The following is a 24,735-nucleotide window of genomic DNA, read 5'->3' on the forward strand; positions in this document are numbered from 1 at the left end:
ATCCAGGACACATCAGTAAGCGCCCAGGAGGTCACCTAAGAGAGAGGCCCCCGCCCATGAACGGCAACGACTCCCGTGCAGGCAGATCCCGGCACCGCGGTGCAGGCCGGTTCGTACTGGCCGCCGCGACCCTGTTCAGTGTCGTCTTAAGCGTTCCCTTCGCGCAGTCCGCGGCAGCGGCCGAGCCCCAGACCCCGGCGTCCACACAGGACGTCGGCGTGATGGCCGCGCCCAACCACAAACTGCCCTTCCCCTGCGGCCAGGTGTGGTCCGGCCAGACGCGGACCAACCACAGCCCCGCCAACGCCATCGACTTCAACCGCACCAACGACGACGGTGACCCGGTCGTGGCCAGCGCCCCCGGTACCGTCACGACCGTGCGCGACCTCGGCGGCACCAGCTACGGCAAGTACGTCATCGTCGACCACGGCGGCGGCTACTCCTCCCTCTACGCCCACCTCTCGGCCTTCTCGACCGCGGTCGGCAACCGCGTCGAGTACGGCACCAGGATCGGCTCGGTCGGCACGACCGGCGGGTCCACCGGGCCGCACCTCCACTACGAGCAGCGGAGCGGGGGAAGCGCCTACAAGGTGGTCTTCGCCGGTTCCGCCGGCTACTACTGGGGCACGAAGAACTACACCAGCACCAACGACTGCGGCGGTAACCCCTACAGCCCGCAGCAGCTGTGCGGCAGCGGCTACAACGTCATCGACCAGGCCGGCCTGAGCGCCGGCGGCGTCAGCCAGGGCACCGTGTACCTGCTCTGGAACGGCACCAACAACTGCGTGGTGACACTCAAGCACCGCAGCCTGGGAACGGCGACGGCGACCTCGGCCTACCTGGAACCACAGGGGGCGACGAGAGCCACCGACTCCGGCAACTTCGGCTACTACGCGGGTCCGGTGCGCAAAGCCGCACCGAGCTGTGTGAAGTGGGGTGGCGCCACCGGCGGCGCCTCGTACAACAGCCCCTTGGAGCACTGCAGCTGATGCACCCCGGGCCGGGTCCCATCCACAGTGGACCCGGCCCGATCCCCCTCCCCCTCCAGAAAGTCAGTGATGTCCGAGAAGAAGAAAGCCACCACACCCCGACCTCGACGACGCGGCCTGCGGCTCGCCATCATCGGCTCGGCCCTCGCGGTCACCGCGTTGGCCTTGAGCCCGCTGAGCCCGATCTCACCGGTGAACGACGCCGACGCGGCGAGCACGGCGGCGGCCCCGAACTTCGAGGTCCCGTTCCCCTGCGGCCAGTCCTGGTCCGGCCAGACGCGCACCAACCACAGCCCTCAGAACGCGGTGGACTTCAACCGCACCAACGATGAGGGCGACACCGTCGCGGCCAGCGCGGCCGGCACGGTGTCGGTCGTCAAGGACAAGGGGAACACCAGCTACGGCAAGTACGTCGTGATCAACCACTCCGGTGGATACCAGACGCTGTACGCGCACCTGAGCAAGTGGTCGGTGAGCGTCGGGCAGTCGGTGTCGCTGGGTCAGACCATCGGCTACGTCGGCAACACCGGCGGCTCGACCGGCGCGCACCTGCACTACGAGCAGCGCAGCGGCGGCAGCGCCCAGAAGGTCCGCTTCGACGGCGGGCAGGCGTACTACTGGGGAACCAAGACCTACAAGAGCAGCAACAAGTGCTCCGGGTCGGGCAACCCCTACACCGCCACGCAGGTCTGCGGCAGCGGCTACAAGGTCATCGACTCCGCCGCGCTGAAGTCCGGCGGGAAGACCTACGGCACGGTCTACCTGGCCTACAACTCGTCCAACAAGTACAACTGCGTGGTCACCCTCAAGGCCACCAGCCTCGGGTCGAAGACCGCCGTCAAGGCGTATCTGGAACCGAAGGGCAAGTCGCGGTCCACCGACTCCGGCAGCTACACCTACTACGCCGGGCCGATCAAGAAGTCCGCGCCGTCGTGCGTGAAGTGGGGCGGCACCGCCGGCCCGGCCTCGTACAACAGCCCCTCCGAACATTGCGGATAGGGATCTGACGCCGCGACGGGCCGCCGGGCACGGGGGGCCCGTCGCGGCGTCGACATCGTCCACTTGAGACGTTCGTCCGGTCCTCCCGTCCGGACGACGACAGCGGCCCGCGGACCGGTGCGTCGGTCTGCGGGCCGCTTGGTGTGCGGGGAGGGGGCCGCGCCTCAAAGCGGCCAGGAGAGTTCGCCGCCCAGCAGTTCCGTCCACGTGAACTCCCGGCTCGGGCTCCCGTCCTGTTCGCCGGTGATGAGGCTCGTCGTGGTCGCGGTGAGGTTCCAGTACCCGTCGTACAGGCCGTCGGTGGCGTTGGGCAACCACACGTCACGGTCGCCGGGGGACTTCAGGTTCAGGAACAGGTGGAAGGCGCCCGTCGTATCACCGGACAGCTCCTCCATCGGCACGCCGACCACCAGCAGTGCCGTCGACGGAGTCGCCGTGACGTCGGATCCGTTGACCGCCAGCACCAGCGACGTCCCGAACCGGTCCCAGGCCTGGGTGGAGTCGGCGACCCCGGAGGTGTCCTGGTTGATGTCGGAGACCTCGGTGACCTTCCCCGTCGGCGTTACCGCGAGGACGTGGGCCATCCCGGTCTCGTAGTCGGAGCCGAGCGCCTCGCCGGGGCTCCCGACGGCGACGAGCGCCCCGATCGGCGCGCTCGCCGAGGGCCGGTAGGAGATCACCGACACGTCGAGACCGAAGCCGTCGCCCGATTCGGCGGTCCCGGACACGCCCGCGCTGTCCTGGCTGATCGACGCGATCGGGTGGGGGACACCCTGCGCGATCTTGTGGTCGAAGACGTGCACCTGGCCGGCGTCGAAGCGGCCGGACAGCGTCTCCCCCGGGGCTCCGACGACGATGTGGCGGTCGCTCGCGGCGAGCGTCGCGCCGAAGCGATCCCAGGACTCGGCCGTCCCGGCGACACCGGGCGAGTCCTGGTTGAAGGCGCGCCACACGCCGCCGCGCAGGTAGTACACCGAACCGGCGTTGGCCTTGGAGCCGACGGCCTCACCGGGCGAGCCGACGAGCAGGTAGGGCTGCCCGGAGCCGAGCTCGCCCGCGACGATCACCGCGCCGAAGTCGTCGTCGCGCTCGGAGGTGCCCGGGACGCCGGGCGTGTTCTGCGTGAAGGCGGTGGACCGCGAGAGCACCAGGCCCGCCGGTGAACCCTTGATGATCGTGATCATCCCGGCGGCCTTGTCCTCGCCCGGTGCGCCGACGATCAGTTCGTCGCAACCGTCGCCGTCGAGGTCGGTGCCGGCGTAGCTGCTGCCGAAGCCGTCGTCGGTCTCGGCGGTTCCCGGTACGCCGGGGGAGTTCTGGCTGATCGTCAGCCGGTCTCCGGAGCCGGAGCGGACGAGGATCACTCCGGCGCGTTCGGCGGAGCCGACGTCGTAGAAGCCGCCCAGCACGACCTCGTCGCGGACGCCGTCGCAGTCGAAGTCGTCGACGACGTCGACGCCGTGGAACTGGCCGGCCGCGGCGGGCGCGGCGGGGAGGAGCAGGGCGCCGGTGGCGAGTACGCCGACGGCGAGTGCGGATGCGTTGCGTTTCATGGGGTTCAGCCTCCGAGGAGTTCGGTCCAGGTGACTTGCGAGTAGTAGGCGCCGTAATTCCCGAGGTGGAGGTACTCGGCGTCGGCGGCGAGGGTGTCGACGGACGTCGAGCCCCTCAGCGGACCGTCCTCGCCCTTGAACAGCAGGTCGCCGTCACCCGGGCTCTTCACGTCGGTGAACACGTGGACCGCGCCACCCCAGTCCTCGTCGGAGTAGTCCTCCCAGAGAGCCGAGACCGTGAGGATCGCCGTCGACGGGGTCGCGGTCGGTCCGCCGTCTTCGATGCCGAGGACGAGTTCGGTGCCGAACGCGTCCCCTTCCTGGGTCGAGTCGGCGACCCCGCCGGTGTCCTGGTTGACGTCGGCGACCTCGCTGAACTTCCCGGTGGGGGTCACCGCGAAGAGGTGTGCCATGCCGGTCTCCTCGACGGAGCCGATGGCCTCGCCGGGTGAGCCGACCGCGACGAGCGCGCCGATCGCCGCCGAGGGCGAGGGCCGGAACGACACGATCGACACCGCGGCGCCGAAGTGGTCGTCCTCCTCGGCCGTTCCGGACACTCCGTTGCTGTCCTGGCTGATCGTCGCCAGCGGATCGGGGATCCCGCCGACGATGCGGTGATCGAAGACGTGCACCTGTCCGGCGTCGGAGTTCCCGGACAGGGTCTCGCGGGCGGCCCCGACGACGAAGTGGCGGTCGGACGCGGCGATCGAGGCGCCGAAGTGGTCCCAGCTCTCCGCCGCGCCCGCGACTCCGGGCGTGTCCTGGTTGAAGGCGCGCCATACGCCGCCCCGCAGGTAGTAGACCGATCCGGCGCCCGGCCGCGACCCGACCGACTCGCCGGGCGAGCCGACGAGGAGGTACGCCTGGCCGGAGGTTGTGGTGCCCGCTGCGAGCATCTCTCCGAACGCGTCGAGGCTCTCCGAGCCACCGGGCACGCCCGGGCTGTTCTGGGTGTAGGCGACCGATTGCGACGGTACGAGCCCGTTCGGTGAACCGTTGATGACGGTGACCATCCCGGCCTCGTCGTCCTCGCCGGGCGAGCTGACGATCAGTTCGTCGCAGCCGTCCCCGTTGAAGTCGGCGCTCGCATAGCGCTGACCGAAGAGGTCGCCGGTCTCGGCGCTGCCGGGGACACCGGGCGTGTTCTGGGTGATCGTCTGCCCGTCACCCGAGCTGGGGTAGACGGTGATCGAGCCGGCTCCTCGCGCGTCGCCGCTGGAGGGGTGCACGAGATCGCCGATGCCGTCGCAGTCGAAGTCGTCGACGGGACCGGGCGTGGTGTGGAACTGCCCGGCCGCGGCGGGCGCGGCGGGAAGGAGCAGCGCGCCGGCGGCCAGGGCGGCGGCGAGTGCGGATGCCTTGTATCTCATGGATTCCCTGGTTACGAGGTGGGCGGTGTTCAGGAGAGCAGCGCGGACCAGGGCAGTTCGGTGTCGAGGAACTGCCCCCAGTTCCCGCGCAGGAGGCCGGTGGGCGTGGTCGCGAGGCTGCTCCACGGGCCGTCGGCGTCGCTGAGGAACACGTCCCCGTCGCCGGGTGTGCGGACGTCGCCGAAGATCTGGACGGCGCCGTAGGGCTGGCCGTCGGTGATCTCGCCGTAGGCGGTGACGGCGAGGATCGCGGTCGCGGGGGTCGCGATCGGGGCTCCGTCGCGGATGCCGAGGGCGACGTCGCCGCCGAAGGCGTCGTTCGTCTCGGCGGTTCCGGTGACGCCGGCGGTGTTCTGCTGGACGTCGGCGACCTCGGTGACCTTGCCGGTCGGGGTGACCGCGATGACGTGGGCCATGCCGGCCGTCTGCCGGCCGTCGAGGGTCTCCGCGGGGACGCCGACGGCGATGAGTGCGCCGACGGGCGCCGAAGCGCCGGGGCGGTAGGAGATCACGGCGACCGAGCGGCCGAACTGGTCGTCGGCCTCGGAGGTCCCGGAGATGCCGGGGGTGTCCTGTTCCACGAGGGCGAGGGCGTCGGGTGAACCGTCCACAATGGTGTGACTGAAGACGGTGACGGTGCCGCCTTCGTTGTCGCGGAAGGCCCCCACCACGAAGTGGCGGTCGGCGGAGGCCAGGGAGTACCCGAAGCCTCCGAAGATGGCGGGCGCGCCGGGCACGCCCGGCGTGTCCTGGTCGACGGCGCGCCACCTGCCGTTGAGCAGGTGGTAGACCGCGCCGGCGTCCACGCGGCCGCGGACGGTTTCGCCCGGGGCGCCGACGACCAGGTAGGACGCGCCGGACGAGGTCGTTCCCGCCGACAACGTCCAGCCGAAGTCCTCGCCGGCCCTGGCGGTGCGGGGGACGCCGGGCGAGTTCTTGTTGTACGCGACGGTTTCCGTGGTGCGCAGGCCGTCGAGGGAACCGGGGATGACGAAGACCATCCCGGCGTCGTCGTTCTCGCCGGGGGAGCCGACGACGAGTTCGTCGCAGCCGTCGCCGTCGTCGTCGAAGGAGGCGTGGACCCAGCCGAACATGTCCCACTTCTCCGGTGTGCCGGGCACTCCGGGGCTGGCCTGGGTGATGGTGACCTGTGCGCGGGTGGCGCTGTACTCGACGGTGATCGCGCCTGCTTCCGCTACGGTGCCGACGTTCTCGAAGGCGCTGTTGAAGACGAGGTCGGTGACGCCGTCGCAGTCGAAGTCGTTGATCGCGTCGGGCCGGTGTTCACCGGCGGTCGCGGAGGAGACGGGGACGGTGATGACGGCCGCTGCGGCGATGAACACGCCGAGGGCACGCGCGGGCGAGCGCAAATTCGGGCACCTTCCGGGCAGTGAAAGTGAACAGCGGCGTAACTGTATCCGCGTCGCCCGGATGTCGGCCTCCCCTGCTCGGCCGAAGATCGGGAGGGAAAAGCGGCCCGCTCCCCGGTGCGTCGGTTCGCGGGCCGCTTTGTTTCAGGCGGCCTCGCGCGGGTCGGGCACGGGGCCGGGGCGGCCGTCGACGAGGCTGTAGTTCCAGCGGGGGCCTTCGGTGGCGAGGCGTTCGACGGCGGCGATGAGCCGGTCGACGTCGTCGATGTCGGTGCCGAGGCCGATGCTGGCGCGGACGGCGGTGGCGACCCGCTGGGGCCGTCCGTCGGTGCCGCAGCCGGCGCCGACGGAGTGGGTCGGGGCGACGCCGGCCTCGGTGAGGAGGCGGCGGGTGAGGGGGTGGGCGCAGAAGAGGCCGTCGCGGACGCCGATGCCGTGCTCGGCGGACAGGACGGCGGCGACGAGGTCGGCGGGGTAGCCGTCGACGGTGAAGGCGACGGTGCCGACGCGCGGCGAGTCGGCGCCGAAGACGTGCAGCTGGCGGACACCGGCGACGGCGGCGAGGCCGTCGGCGAGGCGCGTGCGGAGCGTCTCCTCCCACGCGGTGAGGGCGGCGCGGTCGGCCTGTTCCAGGGTCTCGCACACGGCGGCGAGCGCGACGGCCCCGACGACGTTGGGGCTGCCGCCTTCGTGGCGGGCGGCACCGGTCTGCCAGCGGACGTCGTTGGTGGCGTCGCCGACGTGGGCCGAGGCGCCGCCACCGGCGAGGTAGGGCGGGGCGGCGTCGAGCCAGTCGGACCGTCCGATGAGGACTCCGGTGCCGAAGGGCGCGTAGAGCTTGTGCCCGGAGAAGGCGATGTAGTCGACGCCGAGGGCGGTCACGTCGACCGTCCGATGTGGAACCAGCTGGGCGGCGTCGAGGGCGACGCGGGCGCCGTAGCGGTGGGCGAGGACGGTGATCTCGGCGATGGGGAAGAGTTCGCCGGTCACGTTCGACGCTCCGGTGACCGCGACCAGCACGGGCCCGTCGTTCGCGACGACCTTCAGCGCGTCGTCGACCGACCGGACCGCCGTGGACGCCGAGTCGGGCGCGGGGAGGCGGATCAGGCGCTTCCAGGGCAGCAGGTTCGCGTGGTGCTCGGAGTCGAAGGCGATGACCGTGGCGTCTTCGGGCAGGGCCCGCGCGAGGAGGTTGAGCGAGTCGGTGGTGTTGCGGGTGAAGACGATCGCGTCGTCGGGGCGGGCGTTGACGAAGCGCGCGATCGTGCGTCGCGCCGACTCGTAGGCGCGCGTGCATTCCGCCGACAGGTACCCCGCGCCCCGGTGGACGCTGGCGTAGCGGGGGAGGAGTTCCGCGACGGCGTCGGCCGCCGCGCGCAGACAGGGCGTGGAGGCGGCGTGGTCGAAGTTCGCGTAACGGACGCTGCCGCCGGTCACCAGGGGCACCTCGGGCGCCTCGACCACGGGAATCGGGCGCGAAGGCGTGGCGAACTGGCTGGACGGGACGACGGTAGACGTCATGACTGCCTCCAAGCAGGTCCTCGGGACCCGTCTTGGGGCCCGCGTTTGCCCGTGCCCTCGTCGGCACGTGCCTGGTCCTCACCCGGGGCACCCCACGCGGTTGTTGGGTTGCCGGCCAGCGAGCCGGGGCTTGACGCTGGCGCTCATGACCTGTTGGACACCCTAGCGCGGCTAGGCTGTCGGCATGTCGGTTGTCCCGCCCGGTGAGATGTCGCACCCGCTCCCGCCGCCGCCCGCCAGGTTCAGCTGGCGGCGGTTCGGCCTGATGGCGGGCATTATCGTGCTGCTCGCCGCGGGCGCGCTGGTGATCCTGCTCGCAGTCGGCACGGAGGTCGGCCTCGGTCCGCTGCTCATCGGCATCGGCACCGCGGTCATCCCCGTTCCGGTCCTGGTGGCCTGTTTCATGTGGCTCGACCGCTATGAACCCGAACCGACCCGGTTCCTGGCGTTCTGCTTCGGTTGGGGGGCCTGTGTCGCCACCGCGGTGTCGTTGGGCGTGAACACCGGAATGGGCCACCTCTTCGACGAGTGGGGCCTCTCCCAGAACCTGGTCGCGATCATCGTCGCCCCGGTCATCGAGGAGACCACGAAGATGATCGGCCCGCTGCTGCTGTTGTGGCGCAGGCGCAAGCACTTCTCCGGGATCGTCGACGGCATTGTCTACTGTGGCCTGTCCGCGACCGGTTTCGCGATGGCCGAGAACATCCTCTACATCTCCGGCGTGTACGTCTCCGGGGAACGCGAGGGCGGGGCCGCGACGGGTGCCCTGTCGGTCGTCGCGCTGTTCGTCGTGCGGATCCTGCTGACCGGTTTCGCGCACCCGCTGTTCACGACGATGACCGGCGTCGGCCTCGGCATCGCGGCCCGGACGGCGAAGCGCTCGCGGCGGATCCTCGCGCCGCTCGGGATGCTGCTGATCGCGATGCTCCTGCACGGGTCGTGGAACCTCCTCGCCAGTTCCGGAGCGAGGGTGCTGGCGGTCGGGTACGTGTCGGTGATGGTGCCGATCTTCCTGACGGCCGTCGGCGGCGCGATCTGGATCCGGGCCTGGGAGGCGCGGCTCGTCGGGCGCGTCCTGCCCGCCTACGTCAGCGCGGGGTGGCTGACGGCGCCGGAAGTGGCGTCGCTGGTGACCTTCGGGCGGCGGGCGTCGGCGCGGAACTGGGCGCGCAAGATCGTCGGGGACCAGGGCGCGGCGGCGATGCGCGCCTTCCAGTTCACGGCCACGCAGCTGGCGATGCTGCGCGACGGCTTCCTGCGCGGCAGGGCCGAGGCCGACTACCAGGCGGAGGAGCACGCGTTGTTGCAGGCGATGAGTGCGCACCGGGCGGTGTACACGGGCAGGGACCCGTCGGTGCCGCGAGTGCATTGGGACGGGGCGAGGTACCACCTGCCGCTGCCCGACGGGACCGTGCGTGCGGTGACGCCACCGGCGCAGCCGGTCGTGCCGGTCGCGGTGCCGGTGGTGCCCGTGGGGCCGATGGGGCCCATGGGACCGGGAATGCCGGGCGTGCCGCCCCCGCCTCCGTACGGGTACCGCTGATGAGCGTCCGTCGGGTCGTGCCCGACGTGCACACGGCCGACTTCGCGGAGAACCGGGAGTTCTACGGCCTCCTGGGCTTCGAGGAGGTCATGAACCACGGCTGGGTCATGACGCTGGCCTCCCCGGACAACCCGACGGCCCAGATCTCCTTCGCCGAACGCGACGCCGCCGCGCCGGTCGTCCCCGACATGAGCGTCGAGGTCGCCGACGTCGACGCGGTCCACGCCGGCGTCGTCGCCAGCGGCGCGGAGGTCGTGTACCCGCTGACCGACGAGGAGTGGGGCGTCCGCAGGTTCTTCGTGCGCGACCCCAACGGCCGGATCGTCAACGTCCTGGGACACGCGGGCTGAGGTCACACTGACGGCAGTCTGACGCCGCCGTCAGCGAACCGTGCGCGATCGGTCAGCGGACCCGGAGACGGTGTCGGCATGAACTCGAACCCCTCGCATGCCGCACCGATGAGTCCCGGACGCAGATACGCCACCCTCGTCATCCTCTGCTTCGCGACCCTCCTCCTCGCCATCGACCTGACCGTCCTGCACCTGGCCGTCCCCTCGCTCGTCGAAGACGTCGAACCGAGCGCGACCCAGCTGCTGTGGATCGCCGACGTCTACGGCTTCGCCCTCGGCGGCCTGCTCATCACGATGGGCAACCTCGGCGACCGGATCGGCCGCAAGAAGCTCCTGCTCGCCGGTTCGGTCGCCTTCGGGCTCGCCTCGGCCGTCACGGCCTTCGCCGACGACCCGAACCTGCTGATCGGCGCGCGGGCCCTGCTCGGTGTCGCGGGCGCGACGATCATGCCCTCGGCGGCGGCGATCCTGCGCAACGTCTTCACCGACCGCAAGCAGCGCGCGACCGCGATCGGCATCTGGTCGGCGATGTCGGCGAGTGGTTTCGCGCTCGGCCCGGTCGTCGGCGGCGTGATGCTGGAGCACTTCTGGTGGGGCTCGGTGTTCCTGATCAACCTGCCCGTCATGGCCATCGTCTTCCTCGCCGGGCTCGCCGTGATCCCCGAGTCGCGCAACCCGCGCGCCGGCCGCATCGACCTGCTCAGCGTCGGACTGTCGGTCGCCGGGATCATCGGCCTGATCTTCGGTGTCAAGGAAGCCGCGCACGACGGCATCGGGACGACCGACGCGCTGGTCGGCCTCGCCGTCGGCGCGGTCGCGATGAGCTGGTTCGTGCTGCGGCAGACGCGGCTCCCGGAGCCGCTGATGGACCTCAAACTGTTCCGCAACAGGGCTTTCACGGGTGCGGTCGCGACCAACGTGGTCACCGTCTTCGGGATGATCGCGTTCTCGCTGATCATCGCCCAGTACCTCCAGCTCGTGCTCGGCTGGACGCCGCTGGTCGCCGGTATCGCCGGGATCCCCGGCGGGCTCGCCGCCGGGATCACCGGGCCTTTCGCCGCCCGCATCGCGACCGCCTGGGGCCGTGGGAAGACCGTGTCGCTCGGTCTGGGACTGCTGGCGCTGAGTCTGGTGCTGTACACCCGCATCGACGTCGAGCCGAACTACCTGACGCTGCTGCCCGCCATGGTCGTCGGCGGCCTCGGCATGGGCCTGGCCTTCGCGATCACCAACGACATCGTGCTGTCGTCGGTGCCGAAGGAGCGTTCCGGCGCGGCGGTGTCCATTGTGGAGACCGCGACGGAGATGGGCGGGGCGCTCGGGATCGCCGTCCTCGGCTCGATCATGAACGCCGCCTACGCCGACACCGTCGAGGTGCCCGCCGGTGTCCCCGCCGAGGCCGTGACGCCCATCAGGGAACAGATCGGGACCGCCTTCGCCGTCGCCGAACAGCTTCCCGCCGAACTCGCCGAGGCCGTCCGGCACGCCGCGAAGGTCGCGTTCGTCGACGGCGCGCACGTCACGACGGTCACCAGCGCGGTCATCGTCGGGGTGTTCGCCGTGATCGCACTGGTGACACTGCGCGGGAAGTTCGTCGCGGTCGAGGAGGAAGAGGAGGAGGTGGAGGCGCCGGTTCCGGTCTCGGCGCGGTAGTGGAGGGCGGGGGCGGGGCCTGCGGGCCCCGCTTTCGTTGTGGTGTCGGGAGGATCTCAGTGCGGTGGCGGGACGGCGGGAGCAGGATGGTGACGCACGTACCGCCCGCCCTCCCCCGAGGGAGTGCCCATGCCCACGCCCGAACCACCTCTCACGCTCGCGCCGAATCCGCGGCGGCACTGGCGGAAGCCCGCCTTGGGCGCCGCGCTTCTCCCCGTCATCGCCGTGTGCGCGATGTGCGGGTGGTTCGCGTTCACTCCCTGCGGCCACAGCGTCATCGGCGAACGCCTCACCACCGCCCAGATCGCCGGTGCCTACCAAGACGCCGAAGGCCCGGTCGAGCTGACCTTGAACACCGACGCCACCTTCACCGCCACCGGCGGCCCGGCCATCGGCGAGGACTTCTTCCACCCCGTCCCGCGCGGCCTCGGGACCTGGGAGACCCCCACGTCGGGACCGGTCGACGAGGTGACGCTCACCTACGGGCCCGTCACCGAGACCGGCCCCGGGGAGGTCACGTCCCTCACCATCTCCGGTGACGCCGGCGACCCCGTGTTGTGGGCGCACGAAGCCGATCCCGACGTGTGCGAGCTCGCCGAGCTCACCCGCGTCTGACCCCTACCAGGGAATCTCCCCACCCCGGTCGAAGTACCCGCCCGTCACCCCGTCGCCCGTGACGAGTGCCATCCGCACGATCATCTCCGCGCCCTCCTCCACCGTTTGGACGCCCGTCCGCCGGTTCAGGTCGGTCGCCGTGAAGCCCGGCTCGACGGCGTTGACCCGCAGCTCGGGGAACGCCTTGGCGTACTGCACGGTCAGCATGTTCACCGCGCTCTTCGACGCCGGGTAGGCCACACCCGGGTACCGGTGCATCGGCGTCGAAGGGTCGGCGACCTTGCTCAGCGACCCCAGCCCGCTGCTCACGTTCACCACGACCCCGGCCGCCGACCGTCGCAGCAGCGGCAGGAACGCGTGCGTCACCCGCACGAGCCCGAAGACGTTGACCTCGAAGGTCTCCCGCATGACCTCGGCGGTCAGTTCGGCGGCCCCGACGACGACCGCGCCCGCCGCGTCCATCTCGTGCTGCACGCCGGCGTTGTTGACCAGCACGTCCAGCCCGCCCGCCGCCTCGATGGTCTTCACGGCGGCGGCGACGGACTCGTCGTCGGTCACATCGAGGGCGACGGCCCGCGCCCCCAGCTCCAGCGCCGCCACCCGGCCGCGCTCGGCGTCGCGGCTGCCCAGGAAGACCGTGTGGCCCTCGGCGAGGAGCCGCCGCGCGGTCTCGTGGCCCAGTCCCTTGTTCGCGCCCGTGATCAGTGTGTTCGTCATGCCCTCACCTTCCGCCGTGGCCGGGACCGCAGCCAGCCGTCCGGTTTTCCTGGGACCGCGAGTACCAGGAAGCCATGCGGCAGAGTGGGGGCATGACCACCGAGTTCGGCACCACGCTGCGCCGCTGGCGCGACCGGCTCACCCCCGAGACGGTCGGCCTCTCGGCGGGCGGGCACCGGCGCGCGGCGGGCCTGCGACGCGAGGAGCTCGCGATGCTGTCGGGCATCTCCGCCGACTACGTCACCCGCCTCGAACAGGGCCGCGCCGACAAGCCCTCCGGTCAGGTCGTCGAGGCCCTCGCGCGGGCCCTGCGCCTGTCCCATCCCGAGCGCGAGCACCTCTTCCGCACCGCCGGTCTCGTCCCGCCCGGCCGGGGCACGGTCCCCGCCTATGTCACGCCGAGCGTGCAGCGGCTCCTCGACCGGCTCGTCGGCTCACCCGTCGCGGTGTCCGACGCGGTCTGGAACCTGCTGCTGGCCAACCCGATGTACACCGCGCTCATGGGCGAGCAGCGCGGCCGGGAGCGCAACGGCGTGTGGCGGCACTTCCTCGGCCCGCCCGGCCGGGTGCGGCATTCGCCGCGCGAGGTCGAAGCGCTGGAGGCCCTCCAGGTCGGTGCCCTGCGCGCCGCCGCGACCCGCTACCCCGCCGACGAGTCCCTGCGACGCCTCATCGCGGAGCTGCGGACGGGCAGCCCGCGCTTCGCCGAACTGTGGGAGGCGGGCATCGTCGGCATCGACGAGCCCTCGAAGAAGACGATCGACCACCCCGAGGTCGGCGAGTTGCGGCTCGACTGTGACGTGCTCAGCCCGGTCGGCTGCGACCTGCGGATCATCGTCTACACGGCCGAGCCGGGGACGCGCGACGCCGGCCGGCTCGCCGACCTGGCCGAGCTGGTCGGGGAGAGGTTGCGGCGTTCGGGGATCGCGATGGGGGTGGGTGCCGGCCCGCCCTATCCCGAATAGATCGACCGGGGCGCGCTCACCCAGGGTGCCCCCACCGCCCCCGCGGCCCGCTCGTCCTCCAGCGCGGCCAGCACCGACGCCCGGTCCAGGCCCGTCGCCTCGTGGTAGGCGGCCGCGCACGTCTCGTCGGACAGGGACTGGTGGATCCGCACCGACGCGGGAGCCGCGTTGGGCTCGGTCGCCACGGTCGTCTCGTGCAGGACCTCGGCCGCGCCCAGCAGCCACGCCGCTCGCGGCCCGTCGCCGCTCCACAGCGCGACCGATGCCAGCCCGGCGACCGCGGCGGCCGCCAGCCCGTACTGCCGCAGCTCCAGCGCGAGCGCGTAGGTCTCCCGGTGCCACCGCACGGCACCGTCCAGATCCCCTTCGGCTTCGGCGATCCAGCCGAGCAGGCCCTTGACCTGCGCGTAGGTCTGGTTGGTCTGCATCCAGCCGGTCGGGCATTCGGCGAGCGCGGTCTCGGCGAGGCTGCGGGCGCGGGTGAGTTCGCCGGTGCGGAGGGCGAGTTGGGCGAGTCCCTGGTCGGCGAGGGCGATCTGTTCGCGGGCACCGGCGTGGCGGGCGAGTTCGCCGGTGCGGAGGAAGTCGGCGCGGGCGCCGTCGATGTCGTCGTTGCCGACACGGCGCTGGCCGCGGAGGAAGTACAGGTTGGCCTGGTCTTCGGCCGAGCCGAGTTCCTCGGCGAGGGCGATGCCTTCGGTGAGGTGGCGGGAGGCGTCGCGGTCGGGCCAGGTGCCGAGGAGGGACAGGGCGGTGACGATGCCCCAGCGGTCGCCGACGGCCCGGAAGCGGCGGAGGCATTCGGTGGCGGCGTCGCGGGTGCGCCGCTCGTCGCCGACGAGATTCCAGTACTGGAAGGCGATCCCGAGGTGTGCGACGGCGAGGACCCACGGATCGAGGGTGGGCATCCCGGTCAGATCGGTGACGAGCTTCTCGACGGGGGTCTCCTCCTCGTCGGGCGGTCCGGCGAACACGGCCCACAGGATCATCAGGTAGGCGTGGTGGAAGGGCGGGTGGAAGGTCCCGGCGAGTTCGTGGACGGTGCGCATGTGCTCGGCGAGGTGGGGCGCGTCGGGTTCGTAGGTGGCGGCGGTGAGGACGGTGAGGACGTACTCCTCGACGAGTCCTTCCGGTGCGGCGGCGTCGATGCGGGCGAGGAGACCTTCGGCGTGGGCGATCGCGGAGGCGCGCAGGCCGCGCAGCCACCAGTACGGGACGAGGTAGGCGACGAGGCTCAGCGCCAGGGCGTGGTCGTGGTCGCGGGCCCAGCGCAGGGCGGCGTACAGGTTGTCGTGTTCGGTGGCGAGGCGGGCGATCCAGTCGAGCTGGGTGGCGTCGCGCAGGTGGGGTTCGGCCTCGGCGAGCAGGGCGTGGAAGTGGCGGGCGTGCGCGGCCTGCGGTTCGCCGTCCAGGTCGGACAGCCGCCCGGCGCAGAAGTGCCGGATCGTGGTGAGCATGCGGTACCGGTCGCCGTCGACGTCGAGCAGGGACTTGTCGGCGAGGTCGCCGAGCAGGTCGACGCATTCCACGATGGACAGTCCGCTCAGCTGTGCGGCGGATTCGAGGGTGAAGCCGCCGGCGAAGACCGAGACACGGACGGCGAGGTCGCGTTCGGCGGGGTCGAGCAGGTCCCAGCTCCAGGAGACGACGGCGTGCAGGGTCTGGTGGCGGGGTTCGGCGGCCCGGCTTCCCCGTGACAGCAAGCGAAAGCGGTCGTCGAGGTGCGCGGCGACGTCGGCGACGGGGATCGACCGCAGTCGCGCGGCGGCCAGTTCGATGGCGAGGGGGAGGCCGTCGAGGGCGTGGCAGATCGCGGCCACGTCGGCGATGTTGCCGGGGGTGAGTGCGAAGTCGTGGCGGGCGGCCTTGGCGCGGTCGGTGAACAGCGCGACGGCCGGATAGGCCGCCGTGTCCTCAATGGACAGTCCGCCGGGCGGGCCGGGGAGCGGTCCGACGGGGGCGAGGGCCTCACCGGTGATGCCGAGCGCCTCGCGGCTGGTGGCCAGGACACGCAGGCGCGGGCAGGAGCGCAGGAGGCGATCGGTGAAGCGGGCGGCGCCGTGGACGACGTGCTCGCAGTTGTCCAGGACGAGCAGGACGGGACGGTCGGCCAGGGCGGTCTCGATGCGGGTGAACAGCGAGTCGGCCGAGCCGCCGGCGACGGACTCACGCATGCCGAGTGCGCCGAAGACCGCGTGCGAGACCTCCTCGCCGGGTTCGAGGCCGGCGAGTTCGACGAAGCAGACGTCGGCCGCCGACTGGCTCGCCTCGACGGCCAGGCGGGTCTTCCCGGCGCCGCCGGGGCCGGTGAGGGTGACCAGGCGCGAGGTTTCGAGGAGCCTGGTGATGCGCTCCAGCTCCCGCGCGCGGCCGACGAAGGAGGTCAGTTGCGCGGGCGGGCGGCGCGACGTCGGCGGCGTCTCGGTCCCCGCCGCCGGGCTGGGGGCGCCGCGCAGGATCGCGACGTGCACGGCCGCGAGCTCCGGTGAGGGGTCGGCGCCGAGGCGGTCGGCGAGGGTCTCGCGCGTCCGCTCGAAGACGGCGAGGGCCTCGGCCTGCTGCCCGTCGGCGTGGAGGGCGCGCATGAGCTGGCCGCCGAAGCGCTCCCGCAGGGGGTGCGCGGAGGTCAGCTCGCGCAGTTCGGCGACGAGCGCGCGCGGGTCGCCGCCGAGCTGGAGTTCGGCCTCGACGCGGTCCTCGGTGGCGGAGAGGCGCTGCTCGTCGAGGCGCACCGCCAGCGCGCGGGCGAAAGGCGCGTCGAGGTCGGCGAGGGCCGGGCCGCGCCACAGTGCTTCGGCCCGCCGCAGCAGATCCGCGGCGTCCGCGTAGTCCTGTGTGGACAGTGCGCGGGCTCCGCCGCGAGCGAGTTCGGCGAAGACGTGCGCGTCAACGGTGGACGGCTCGACGGCGAGCCGGTACCCGCCGGGCAGGAACTGCAGGAGACCGGTCGGGTCCGCGTCGCCGAAGGCCTTGCGCAGACGCGAGACCTGTGACTGGAGGGCGTTGGCGCTCCCGTCGCCGCCGTACATGGCGTCGATGAGCCGGTCGGCGGTGACGACACGGCCGACGTTGAGCGCGAGCAGCGCGAGCAGCGCACGCGAGCGGGGGCCGCCGATGCCGATGGGCTCGCCATCGGCGCCGGTGGCCTGGACGGGTCCGAGCAGGGTGATGCGCACGGGTCGATTCTTTCGCAGGGCCCCGGCGGGCGCAGGGGGGCTACCTCCCCGGCTGTCCCCCGACCCGCTCTCGCACGATGTCGGCGTGCCCGGGAGCCGCGCCCATGGGGAGGGCTCCCCCTTTCCCCACGCGTCCCAGCGTCCTAAAGTACTAGGCAACTAGTTAAACGGAGGAACGAGTGATCGAGTTCCACCTCAGCAGTCGGTCCGGCCTGTCCCCCTACCAGCAGCTCGTCCAGCAAGTCCGCCACGCCCTGCGTCTCGGAGTCCTCGCCATCGGCGACCGGCTCCCGACCGTCAAGGAGGTCTCCCAGCAACTCGCCATCAACCCCAACACCGTCTTGAAGGCCTACCGCGAGCTTGAGTACGACGGCCTCATCGCCGCCAGACCCGGCGTCGGCACCTTCGTCACCCACACCCTCGCCGACGGCTCGCTCGCCTCGCTCGGTCCCCTGCGCAAGGACCTCCAGCGGTGGCTGACCAAGGCACGTCTCGCCGGCCTCGACGAAGAGAGCATCGAGGCCCTGTTCATCACCACCTTTCGCGGCAATGCAGGAGAGGAAATAGCGTGAGCACCGTTCTACGAGCACGCGCGCTCGGCAAGAAGTACAAGCAACGCTGGGCCCTACAGAACTGCAACCTCAACGTCCCGTCCGGCCGCGTCGTCGGCCTCGTCGGGCCCAACGGCGCCGGTAAGTCCACATTGCTCAACCTCGCCTCGGGCATGCTCGCGCCGACCGCCGGGACCATCGAGGTCTGCGGTGGCCGACCGGCCGCCGACGTGAACCAGCTGACCAAGGTCGGTTTCGTCGCCCAGGACGCGCCCGTCTACTCAGGACTGAGCGTCCGCGACCACCTCGACCTCGGCCGCCACCTCAACCCCGCCTGGAACGACGAGGTCGCCCAAGACCGCATCCGCCGCCTCGGGCTCGACCCGAAACAGCGCGCCGGGAAGCTGTCCGGCGGGCAGCGCGCACAACTCGCGCTGACCCTCGGTATCGCCAAGCAGCCCGAACTGCTCATCCTCGACGAACCCGTCGCGGCCCTGGACCCCCTGGCACGCCGGGAGTTCATGCAGAGCCTCATGGAGTCGGTCGCCGAGCAGGAGATGAGCGTCATCCTCTCCTCGCACCTCGTCTCCGACATCGAGCGGACCTGCGACTACCTCATCGTCCTGGTCGACTCGCGCGTGCAGGTCGCCGGCGACCTCGACGAACTGCTCGCCGCCCACTACCGGCTCGTCGGCCCCCGCCGCGAGACCGACACGCTGCCGTCGGACCAGCAGATCATCAGCGAAAGCCACACCGACAAGCAGTCCACGTACCTGGTCCGCACCGCATCGCCGATCCACGATCCATCGTGGACGGTCAGTCAGCTCAGCCTCGAAGACCTCGTCCTCGCCTACATGCACGGCGCGGCGACCACTCACGAACGCCCCCAGCTGGAGGTGCTGCGATGATCCGTCTCACCTGGCGCCAGTTCCGCGGCGCCGCACTGCTCACCTTCGCCGGACTCGCCCTCCTCGGCATCGCGCTCGGCCTGACCGGAGCCGGACTCGCCGACGACTACGCCGACGGCCTCGCCGCCGCCGGTGGCAACTGCAACAGCCCGTTCAGCTCGTGCAACGACTTCATCCAGAACTTCGCCCAGGACAACCAGTACGGCTTCCTCGGCACGATGCTCCTGCTCCTGCTGCTGCCGGCCCTGATCGGGCTCTTCTGGGGAGCGCCGCTGATCACCCGCGAGCTGGAATCGCGGACGCTGTGGCTGATCTGGAACCAGAGCATCACCCGCAAGCGCTGGCTCACCGTGAAACTGGTCGTCGTCGGCCTCGCGTCGATGCTCGCCGCCGGGGCCGCCGCGGCGATCGTCAACTGGTGGGCCACACCCGTCGACAAGGCATCGGCGCTCGACTGGCCGCGCATGGCGCCGTTGCTGTTCCCGACCCGCGGCATCGTCGTCATCGGCTACGCCGCCTTCGCCTTCGCCCTCGGCGTCACCATCGGCATGCTCGTCAAGAAGACCCTCCCCGCGATGGCGATCACCCTGCTCATCTTCGCGGCGGTCCAGGTCGCGATGCCGATCCTGGTGCGCCCGAACCTGGCGACACCGGTCACCGAGACGCTGACGTACACATCGGACAACCTCGACGACGTCTCCCTGAGCGGCGACGGGACCATTCACCTGTCGGCGAAACTCCCCGAGACCGGCTCGTGGATCCTGTCGAACCAGACCGTTGACAGCGCGGGAAACCCGGCAGGTGAGTTCATCACCCTCCCCGCCGACATCATGGCCGGGCCGTGCTCCCGCGAGAAGACCATGGAGGAATGCGTCGCCGCGGTCAGCGCGCTGGGGTACAAGCAAGAGCTGGTGTATCAGCCTATCGGGCGCTTCTGGCCCTTCCAGTGGGCCGAACTCGGGATCTACCTGGGGCTGGCGGCGGGACTGTCGGGGTTCTGCTTCTGGTGGGTGCGCAAGCGCATCGTGTGAGGACTGCGCGGGAGGCCGTCTCGGCCTCCCGCGCAAAGCACTGGCGCTACCGCCGCGTAACCATCACCATCGGTACATGCGGATCGAGTTCCAACCGGCCGCTAGAGGCGGCACACGCACTGTCCTGCACCGCGCCGACGGCGTCGTGCTCGAAATGGGCTCCCACGACCGGAAGTGGCGCGTCCCCCACGACCTGGCCCACGCCGTGACCGAACGCGAACTGTCCCTCCACAGTGGACTGTTCGGGTGCGTCGCGGCGGGCGCGGTCTTCGACACCATGAGCGTCGTCTCGGGATCGCCCCGGCACGACGCGGCCGCGCGCAGCGAGCGGATCCTCAAGGCGCACGGACACGCGCTCTCCGTCGCCGAAGCCCTCGCGGGCGTCGTGCACGAGTTCGCCGAGAGCGGCGACCCGGCCGACCCGACCGCCGCCGCGCGAGAAGCGTGGGGCGTCGTCGAACAGGAGCGGTTCCCCTACGAGGACGGCGGAGTGGGACGCGCCGTCGAGACGCTGCGGGAACTGGCCGCCGACTGGGCACTGCTGTTGCCGGGACGCTCGATCGAGCTGAACTGGCCGGCCGGACTCGTCGCCGAGGTCCCGGCGGCGCCGCAGCACCGCGAGGCGCGGTCCAGCCGAAGGGATCGGGGCAGGCGCAGGTAGCGCGTCCGTCCGTCATCCATTGTGGACGTGGCATCGTACCGTGACGGTCGGCGATGACGTGCCCACGCGCTTGGAGGCGGCAATGCCCGACGCACCTTCCCGGATCGGCGATCCCGAACGCGACCACGCCCGGCTCGTCCTCGACGAGGCCCACCGCCGGGGATACATCGACGACAACGAGTACATCCTGCGCCGGGGGCTGCTCGACGTCGCCGTGTGGGACGTCGACCTCGCCGACATCGTCGGCGACCTGTGGAGGGTGCACGAACTGCTGGCACCCGCGCCGATGGTGTACGTGGCGCCGCCGCAGGTGATCGACCACCGGCTGCGCGTGTCGGGTCAGCGGCCGGTGTCGCACAAGATCATGGACGGTGTTGGTGCGATCCGGGCCCTGATCGGGCTGACGTTCCTGGGGATGCTGATCTGGCTGTGCGTGGCGGCGATCAACGACTTTTAGGGACGTGGCCTGCGGCCGGCTGCACGGCCGCCTCTCGGCGCAGGGACACCGCGAAGCCCGTGAACTCGGCGAGCGTCGCCGCGGCCAGGACATCGCGGCCGTCTTCAGCTCGGACCTGTACCGCTCCGTGCAGACCGCCCGGATCGCCTTCCCCGACGGTCGGCCGCCGATTCACCAGGACGCCCGACTGCGCGAGTGCGACTACGGCAGCTTCAACGGCCGCCCGGCTCGGCTCGTCGCCGCCAGGCGCTCCCGGCACCTTGATGATCCGTTCCCCGGCGGCCAGAGCTACCGGCAGGTTCTCGCCGCCACCGACGCGTTCCTTCGAGACCTGGCCCGGGACTGGGACGGCGGGCGGATCCTGCTCATCGCCCACACGGCCAACCTTTGGGCGCTGGAAAGCCTGCTCGCCGGGGCCTCCCTGGAGGAGCGGCTCAAGGCCCCGTTCGTCTGGCAGGCGGGCTGGTACTACACGCTGCCCTCGAACTGGGGCGGCCATCCCGGCGACGCGGCTTCGTCCACAAGCGGCGGGTTATCCAGCGCGAACGCCCGAGCCCCTACGCCGGCGCCGGTTTCGCCACGTCTTCACCGTCGTCCCCGTCCCCGTCCTCCCCGGGCGGCGGCGTAGGCCGTGCGCGGATCAGGTGCCGGACCCCCGTGTTCGCCATCGCCACGAGCGGGACCGCGATGAGCGCGCCGATGATTCCGGCGAGCACGAGTCCGGCGCCGATCGCGAGGATCACCGCGAGGGGGTGCACCGACACCGCCCTGCCCAGCAGCAGCGGCTGCAGGAGGTGGCTCTCGACCTGCTGCACGACGATCACGATCCCGAACACGATCAGCGCGGTCACCCAGCCGTCGGCGACGAGCGCGACGAGCACGGCCACGGCGCCGGAGAAGGTCGCGCCGACGATCGGGATGAACGCGGTGAGGAACACCAGCGCGGCCAGTGGGATCGCCAGGGGGATCTTCATGATGACCAGGCCGAGCCCGATGCCGACGGCGTCGATGAACGCCACCAGGATCGTCGCCCTCGTGTACGACACCAGCGTCCGCCAGGACGCGCGGCCCGCCGAACGGAAGGTCTCGCGGCTGTCGGCGGGGAGGGGCGCGGTCACGAAACGCCAGATCCGGTCGCCGTCGCGGATGAAGAAGAAGGTCGAGAACAGCACCAGGAACAGTCCGGTGAGGATGTCGAGGGCGACGCCGACGCCCGCGCCGGCGGTCTCCACGGCGGTGCCTGCGGCGGTGTCCTTGTTCGCCGCGAACCAGTTGCCGACCATCGTGTTGACCTCGGCGAAGAAGTCGGCGATCTGCTTGTCGGTCAGGTGCAGCGGACCCTTCTCGGCCCAGTCCTGGATCTGGCCGATACCGGTCTCGACGTTCTTGACCAGGTCGGGCACGCCGTCGACGAACTCCGAGATCACGCCCGTGAGGATCCCCGCGACGGCGGCGAGCCCGGCGACGAGGACGAGCCCGGCGGCCAGTGAACGCGGGACGTGCCAGCGCACGAGCAGCGCCGAGAACGGCTGGAGGATCGCGCTCAGCAGCAGCGAGATCAGTACGGGGATGACGACGATGGCGAGCATGTCGGCGAGGTAGAGGAACGCCAGCACGACGACCGCGACGGCGATGATCCGCCACGCCCAGGCGCCGGCGACGCGCATGCCCTGGGGTACGAGGTCGAGTTCGGAGATCGGGCGGTCGCCGGGGGGCGGGTCGGGCTCGGAGGCCGCGGACTCGATGGCGAGGGTCAGTTCGGACTCCTCGTTGCGTCGGCGCGCGCGCTCGATCTGCTCGACGTAGGGGTTCTCGCGCAGGGCGGTCCAGGCCTTGCGGGCCCTCTCGGCGGCCCGTTTGAATCGACTCACCGTCACCTCCGCCAGCCGGTCGTCGTGCAGAAGCCTACTTGCCGTGTGCTTCCGGGAGGCTCGGCTCGGGGGCGCTCGGCGCGGCTCGGGTAGGTTAGGCGATCGTGACCAGCGCTTCAATCGATCCCGAGTCCGGCCTCCCGATCCGTCTCCTGCACGACCGGATCCTGGTCAAACCCGACGTTTCGGAGGGTGAGCGCCGCTCGGCGGCCGGGATCGTGATCCCCGCGACAGCGTCGATGGGGCACCGCCTGGCGTGGGCCGAGGCGGTCGCGATCGGGCCGCTGGTGCGCGCGGTGCAGTTGGGCGACCGGGTGCTGTTCGACCCCGACGAGCGCTCGGAGGTGGAGCTGCACGGACGCGAGTACGTGCTGCTGCGGGAGCGCGACGTGCACGCGGTGGCGGCGCCGAGGGTGGAGCCGGACGCCACGGGCCTGTATCTCTAGCGGCCGACCGCTCCGTCGATGCGTTCCCGCAGGATGTCGGCGTGCCCGGCGTGCCGTGCCGTCTCTTCGACCATGTGCACGAGGATCCACCGCATCGACGGCGCCTCCGTTTCGCGCAGCGACCGCGCCCCCGGCGTGTCGAGGTCGTCGCAGGCCTCGATCACCGCGTTCGCGCGGCCCACGGCCTCGCGGTAGCCCGCGACCAGCTCGGCGACGGTCCCGTCCGGCACGGCGTCGTCGTCCATGAGTTCGCCGGTGTCGGTGTACGACCACACGAACCAGTTGTGCTCGACGGCCGTCAGGTGTGACAGCAGCCATGCCAGGCTCGTCCCGCTCTCGACGCCGGGTTCGCGTGCCTGCTCGTCGGTGAGGCCGCCGGTCTTGGCGATCACCGACTCGCGCAGATAGTCCAGGAAGACGCGCAGGGTCGTCGGTTCGTCGGCGTTGAGGCCGGGAGGGCGGAAGTCACCGCGAGGGGTCGTCATGGCCGGGACGCTACGCCGCCGACGGTGTTCCCGCCGCCCGCTTTCAGCCCACGTCCTCCCGCACGATCCGCGCGATCGCGTCGGCGTGCGCGAAGACCAGCCCGTGGTCGCCGGGCAGGCGGGTCGCCGTGATGCCGGGGATCTCGCGCATGAGGCGGTCGAAGCCGTCGAGCCACAGCGCGTTGTGCCGTTCGGGCCCGTCTTCGCCCGCGATCGCCGTCGACGTCACCAGCGTGACCGGCGCCGAGATCCTCCGCCACCGGTCGAGGATCTGAAGGCGGACCTCGTCGACCTCCATGTTGAGCCGCAGCACGTCGGGGTCGCCGAAGATCTCGCGGAACTGCGGCAGGTACTCCTCGGTGATGAACGGCTCGGGCAGGGGATTGGCGCCGTCGACGACGACCAGCGCCCCGACCGGGTGTGCGGCCGCGTATCGCACGGCCAGGTCCGCCCCCAGTGAGTAGCCCATGAGCACCGGCGCGTCGAGGTCGACGGCGTCCATGACCGCGACCAGGTCGGCGTAGAACCCTTCGACGGTGAAGGGTCCAGGCGTCGAGCGCCCGTGCCCGCTCAGGTCGAAGGCGACGACGTCGAAGTCCCGCCGCAGCGCGGTCAGGAGCCCGGCCAGGTCCTCCTGCGACACGTTCAGCCCGGGGCAGAAGACGAGCGGCCGGCCCGTCCCGCCCCGGGTGACGTGGAGTGTCACATCGTCGTGTTCGACCGTGAAAGTCCGCATCCGGCCATGTCTACCACGCGAGCGGCCCGAGTCGATCTTCGAAGGTTCCGGTCGGCCCGTCGGGGCCGATGAGCGCCAGTCGCAGGATCGCGTCGGTCCCCTCGGTGACGGTGAGGGCGCCGGTGTTGCGGTTCATGTCGGTGGCTGCGAACTTGTGGTTGGCGGTCTCGCCGGGCGTCACCGCGTTGAACTTCACCTCCGGGATCGCCTGCGCGTACCGCACGGTGATCATGTTCAGTGCGGCCTTCGAGGAGCTGTACGCCAGTTCGTGCATCTTCGCGACCGGCTGTGCCGGGTCGGTGATGACCGCGAAGGACCCGCCGCCGCTGGAGACGTTGACGACGCGGGGATGCGACGACGACCGCAGCAGCGGCAGGAAGCCGTTGGTCACGCGGACCGGTCCGTAGACGTTGGCGTCGTAGACGGCGTGCAGTTCGGCGGCCGTCGCGTCGGCGGGCGGTATCGCGTGGCCGCCGAAGCCCGCGTTGTTGATGAGGACGTCGAGGCCGCCGGTCCGCGCCGTCACCAGCGCGACGGCCGCGGCGACCGACTCGTCGGAGGTCACGTCGAGGGGGACGAGGACGACGTCGGCGCCGCCCGCCCGGAGTTTCGCGACGGCCTGCTCGCCGCGGCCGACGTCGCGCGAGCCGAGGAAGACCGTCCACCCCAGCTCGCCGAGCCGCCGCGCGGCCTCGTGGCCGAGTCCCTTGTTGGCACCTGTGATGAGCGCTGTGTTCGTCATGCCAAGGAAGACGGGCGACCCCTACC

23 protein-coding genes, 1 pseudogene and 1 riboswitch are annotated in these 24,735 nt (G+C 71.2%); of the genes and pseudogenes, 14 read left to right on the top strand and 10 right to left on the bottom strand.

Features of this window, described 5'->3' with window-relative positions; genetic code table 11:
- Positions 1 to 56 precede the first annotated feature (56 nt).
- Positions 57 to 989, top strand: a complete 933-nt coding sequence (locus HNR73_RS26915; RefSeq protein ID WP_184790436.1) for a M23 family metallopeptidase — start codon at positions 57 to 59, stop codon at positions 987 to 989.
- Between the two features lie 69 nt (positions 990 to 1,058).
- Positions 1,059 to 1,988 carry a M23 family metallopeptidase gene (locus HNR73_RS26920; protein ID WP_184790437.1) on the top strand — a complete coding sequence of 310 codons (930 nt, stop codon included), beginning with the start codon at positions 1,059 to 1,061 and terminating at the stop codon, positions 1,986 to 1,988.
- Positions 1,989 to 2,152: 164 nt separating this feature from the next.
- On the opposite strand, the gene HNR73_RS26925 is transcribed toward HNR73_RS26920, so the two are convergent.
- The 4 genes and pseudogenes from HNR73_RS26925 to HNR73_RS26940 form a co-directional block, all read right to left on the bottom strand.
- Positions 2,153 to 3,541: an FG-GAP repeat protein gene (locus tag HNR73_RS26925; protein WP_184790438.1), complete on the bottom strand. Its 1,389-nt coding sequence runs from the start codon at positions 3,539 to 3,541 to the stop codon at positions 2,153 to 2,155.
- A gap of 5 nt (positions 3,542 to 3,546) precedes the next feature.
- Entirely contained in the window at positions 3,547 to 4,911 is a 1,365-nt protein-coding gene (locus HNR73_RS26930; RefSeq protein ID WP_184790439.1) for an FG-GAP repeat protein, read from the bottom strand.
- Between the two features lie 29 nt (positions 4,912 to 4,940).
- Positions 4,941 to 6,281 carry an integrin alpha gene (locus HNR73_RS26935; RefSeq protein WP_184790440.1) on the bottom strand — a complete coding sequence of 447 codons (1,341 nt, stop codon included), beginning with the start codon at positions 6,279 to 6,281 and terminating at the stop codon, positions 4,941 to 4,943.
- Between the two features lie 225 nt (positions 6,282 to 6,506).
- Positions 6,507 to 7,802, bottom strand: a pseudogene (locus HNR73_RS26940) (aminotransferase class V-fold PLP-dependent enzyme); the annotation flags it as partial.
- 36 nt (positions 7,803 to 7,838) lie between these two features.
- A riboswitch (SAM riboswitch) is annotated at positions 7,839 to 7,953 on the bottom strand.
- Positions 7,954 to 7,986: 33 nt separating this feature from the next.
- On the opposite strand from HNR73_RS26940, the gene HNR73_RS26945 reads away from it, so the two are divergent.
- The 4 genes from HNR73_RS26945 to HNR73_RS26960 all read left to right on the top strand — a co-directional run bounded on the left by HNR73_RS26945 (position 7,987) and on the right by HNR73_RS26960 (position 11,963).
- Entirely contained in the window at positions 7,987 to 9,345 is a 1,359-nt protein-coding gene (locus HNR73_RS26945; protein WP_184790442.1) for a PrsW family intramembrane metalloprotease, read from the top strand.
- Positions 9,345 to 9,695, top strand: coding sequence for a VOC family protein (locus tag HNR73_RS26950; protein ID WP_184790443.1), 351 nt, complete (start codon positions 9,345 to 9,347; stop codon positions 9,693 to 9,695). The genes HNR73_RS26945 and HNR73_RS26950 overlap by 1 nt, the downstream gene beginning before the upstream one ends.
- Before the next feature lie 78 nt (positions 9,696 to 9,773).
- Positions 9,774 to 11,348: an MFS transporter gene (locus HNR73_RS26955; protein ID WP_203686394.1), complete on the top strand. Its 1,575-nt coding sequence runs from the start codon at positions 9,774 to 9,776 to the stop codon at positions 11,346 to 11,348.
- A gap of 129 nt (positions 11,349 to 11,477) precedes the next feature.
- Positions 11,478 to 11,963, top strand: coding sequence for a hypothetical protein (locus HNR73_RS26960; RefSeq protein ID WP_184790444.1), 486 nt, complete (start codon positions 11,478 to 11,480; stop codon positions 11,961 to 11,963).
- 3 nt (positions 11,964 to 11,966) lie between these two features.
- On the opposite strand, the gene HNR73_RS26965 is transcribed toward HNR73_RS26960, so the two are convergent.
- Positions 11,967 to 12,680, bottom strand: coding sequence for an SDR family NAD(P)-dependent oxidoreductase (locus HNR73_RS26965; protein WP_184790445.1), 714 nt, complete (start codon positions 12,678 to 12,680; stop codon positions 11,967 to 11,969).
- Between the two features lie 92 nt (positions 12,681 to 12,772).
- On the opposite strand from HNR73_RS26965, the gene HNR73_RS26970 reads away from it, so the two are divergent.
- Positions 12,773 to 13,645, top strand: coding sequence for a helix-turn-helix transcriptional regulator (locus tag HNR73_RS26970; RefSeq protein WP_184790446.1), 873 nt, complete (start codon positions 12,773 to 12,775; stop codon positions 13,643 to 13,645).
- On the opposite strand, the gene HNR73_RS26975 is transcribed toward HNR73_RS26970, so the two are convergent.
- Entirely contained in the window at positions 13,633 to 16,821 is a 3,189-nt protein-coding gene (locus HNR73_RS26975; protein WP_239122186.1) for an AfsR/SARP family transcriptional regulator, read from the bottom strand. The genes HNR73_RS26970 and HNR73_RS26975 overlap by 13 nt on opposite strands.
- 179 nt (positions 16,822 to 17,000) lie before the next feature.
- Between HNR73_RS26975 and HNR73_RS26980 the strand changes: the two genes are divergently transcribed.
- The 6 genes from HNR73_RS26980 (at position 17,001) to HNR73_RS27005 (ending at position 21,057) form a co-directional block, all read left to right on the top strand.
- A complete protein-coding gene (locus tag HNR73_RS26980) occupies positions 17,001 to 17,393 on the top strand; it encodes a GntR family transcriptional regulator (RefSeq protein WP_184790447.1) in 393 nt (130 codons plus the stop codon).
- Complete coding sequence (locus tag HNR73_RS26985) at positions 17,390 to 18,280, top strand: ABC transporter ATP-binding protein (protein WP_184790448.1); 891 nt, start codon at positions 17,390 to 17,392, stop codon at positions 18,278 to 18,280. The genes HNR73_RS26980 and HNR73_RS26985 overlap by 4 nt, the downstream gene beginning before the upstream one ends.
- Positions 18,277 to 19,311: an ABC-2 membrane transporter-related protein gene (locus tag HNR73_RS26990; protein WP_184790449.1), complete on the top strand. Its 1,035-nt coding sequence runs from the start codon at positions 18,277 to 18,279 to the stop codon at positions 19,309 to 19,311. Before HNR73_RS26985 ends, HNR73_RS26990 begins: the two co-directional genes overlap by 4 nt.
- 76 nt (positions 19,312 to 19,387) lie before the next feature.
- Positions 19,388 to 19,972, top strand: coding sequence for a hypothetical protein (locus HNR73_RS26995; RefSeq protein ID WP_184790450.1), 585 nt, complete (start codon positions 19,388 to 19,390; stop codon positions 19,970 to 19,972).
- An 82-nt stretch (positions 19,973 to 20,054) separates the two neighbouring features.
- A complete protein-coding gene (locus HNR73_RS27000; protein ID WP_184790451.1) occupies positions 20,055 to 20,429 on the top strand; it encodes a DUF1707 SHOCT-like domain-containing protein in 375 nt (124 codons plus the stop codon).
- A 4-nt stretch (positions 20,430 to 20,433) separates the two neighbouring features.
- A complete protein-coding gene (locus HNR73_RS27005) occupies positions 20,434 to 21,057 on the top strand; it encodes a histidine phosphatase family protein (protein ID WP_184790452.1) in 624 nt (207 codons plus the stop codon).
- Here HNR73_RS27005 and HNR73_RS27010 read toward each other — a convergent pair.
- Positions 20,987 to 22,300: an AI-2E family transporter gene (locus HNR73_RS27010; protein ID WP_184790453.1), complete on the bottom strand. Its 1,314-nt coding sequence runs from the start codon at positions 22,298 to 22,300 to the stop codon at positions 20,987 to 20,989. The genes HNR73_RS27005 and HNR73_RS27010 overlap by 71 nt on opposite strands.
- Before the next feature lie 104 nt (positions 22,301 to 22,404).
- Between HNR73_RS27010 and HNR73_RS27015 the strand changes: the two genes are divergently transcribed.
- A complete protein-coding gene (locus tag HNR73_RS27015; RefSeq protein WP_184790454.1) occupies positions 22,405 to 22,746 on the top strand; it encodes a GroES family chaperonin in 342 nt (113 codons plus the stop codon).
- On the opposite strand, the gene HNR73_RS27020 is transcribed toward HNR73_RS27015, so the two are convergent.
- Genes HNR73_RS27020 through HNR73_RS27030 form a run of 3 tightly spaced genes read right to left on the bottom strand, consistent with a single transcriptional unit; the run spans position 22,743 to position 24,709 of the window.
- Complete coding sequence (locus HNR73_RS27020) at positions 22,743 to 23,231, bottom strand: DinB family protein (RefSeq protein WP_184790455.1); 489 nt, start codon at positions 23,229 to 23,231, stop codon at positions 22,743 to 22,745. The genes HNR73_RS27015 and HNR73_RS27020 overlap by 4 nt on opposite strands.
- Before the next feature lie 43 nt (positions 23,232 to 23,274).
- The gene (locus HNR73_RS27025) at positions 23,275 to 23,967 is read right to left on the bottom strand and encodes an alpha/beta fold hydrolase (protein ID WP_184790456.1); all 693 of its coding nucleotides are present in this window, start codon (positions 23,965 to 23,967) and stop codon (positions 23,275 to 23,277) included.
- Positions 23,968 to 23,977: 10 nt separating this feature from the next.
- Entirely contained in the window at positions 23,978 to 24,709 is a 732-nt protein-coding gene (locus HNR73_RS27030; protein ID WP_184790457.1) for an SDR family NAD(P)-dependent oxidoreductase, read from the bottom strand.
- Positions 24,710 to 24,735: the final 26 nt, after the last annotated feature.

The sequence above is a fragment of the Phytomonospora endophytica genome, from assembly GCF_014202425.1.
GTDB lineage: Bacteria > Actinomycetota > Actinomycetes > Mycobacteriales > Micromonosporaceae > Phytomonospora > Phytomonospora endophytica.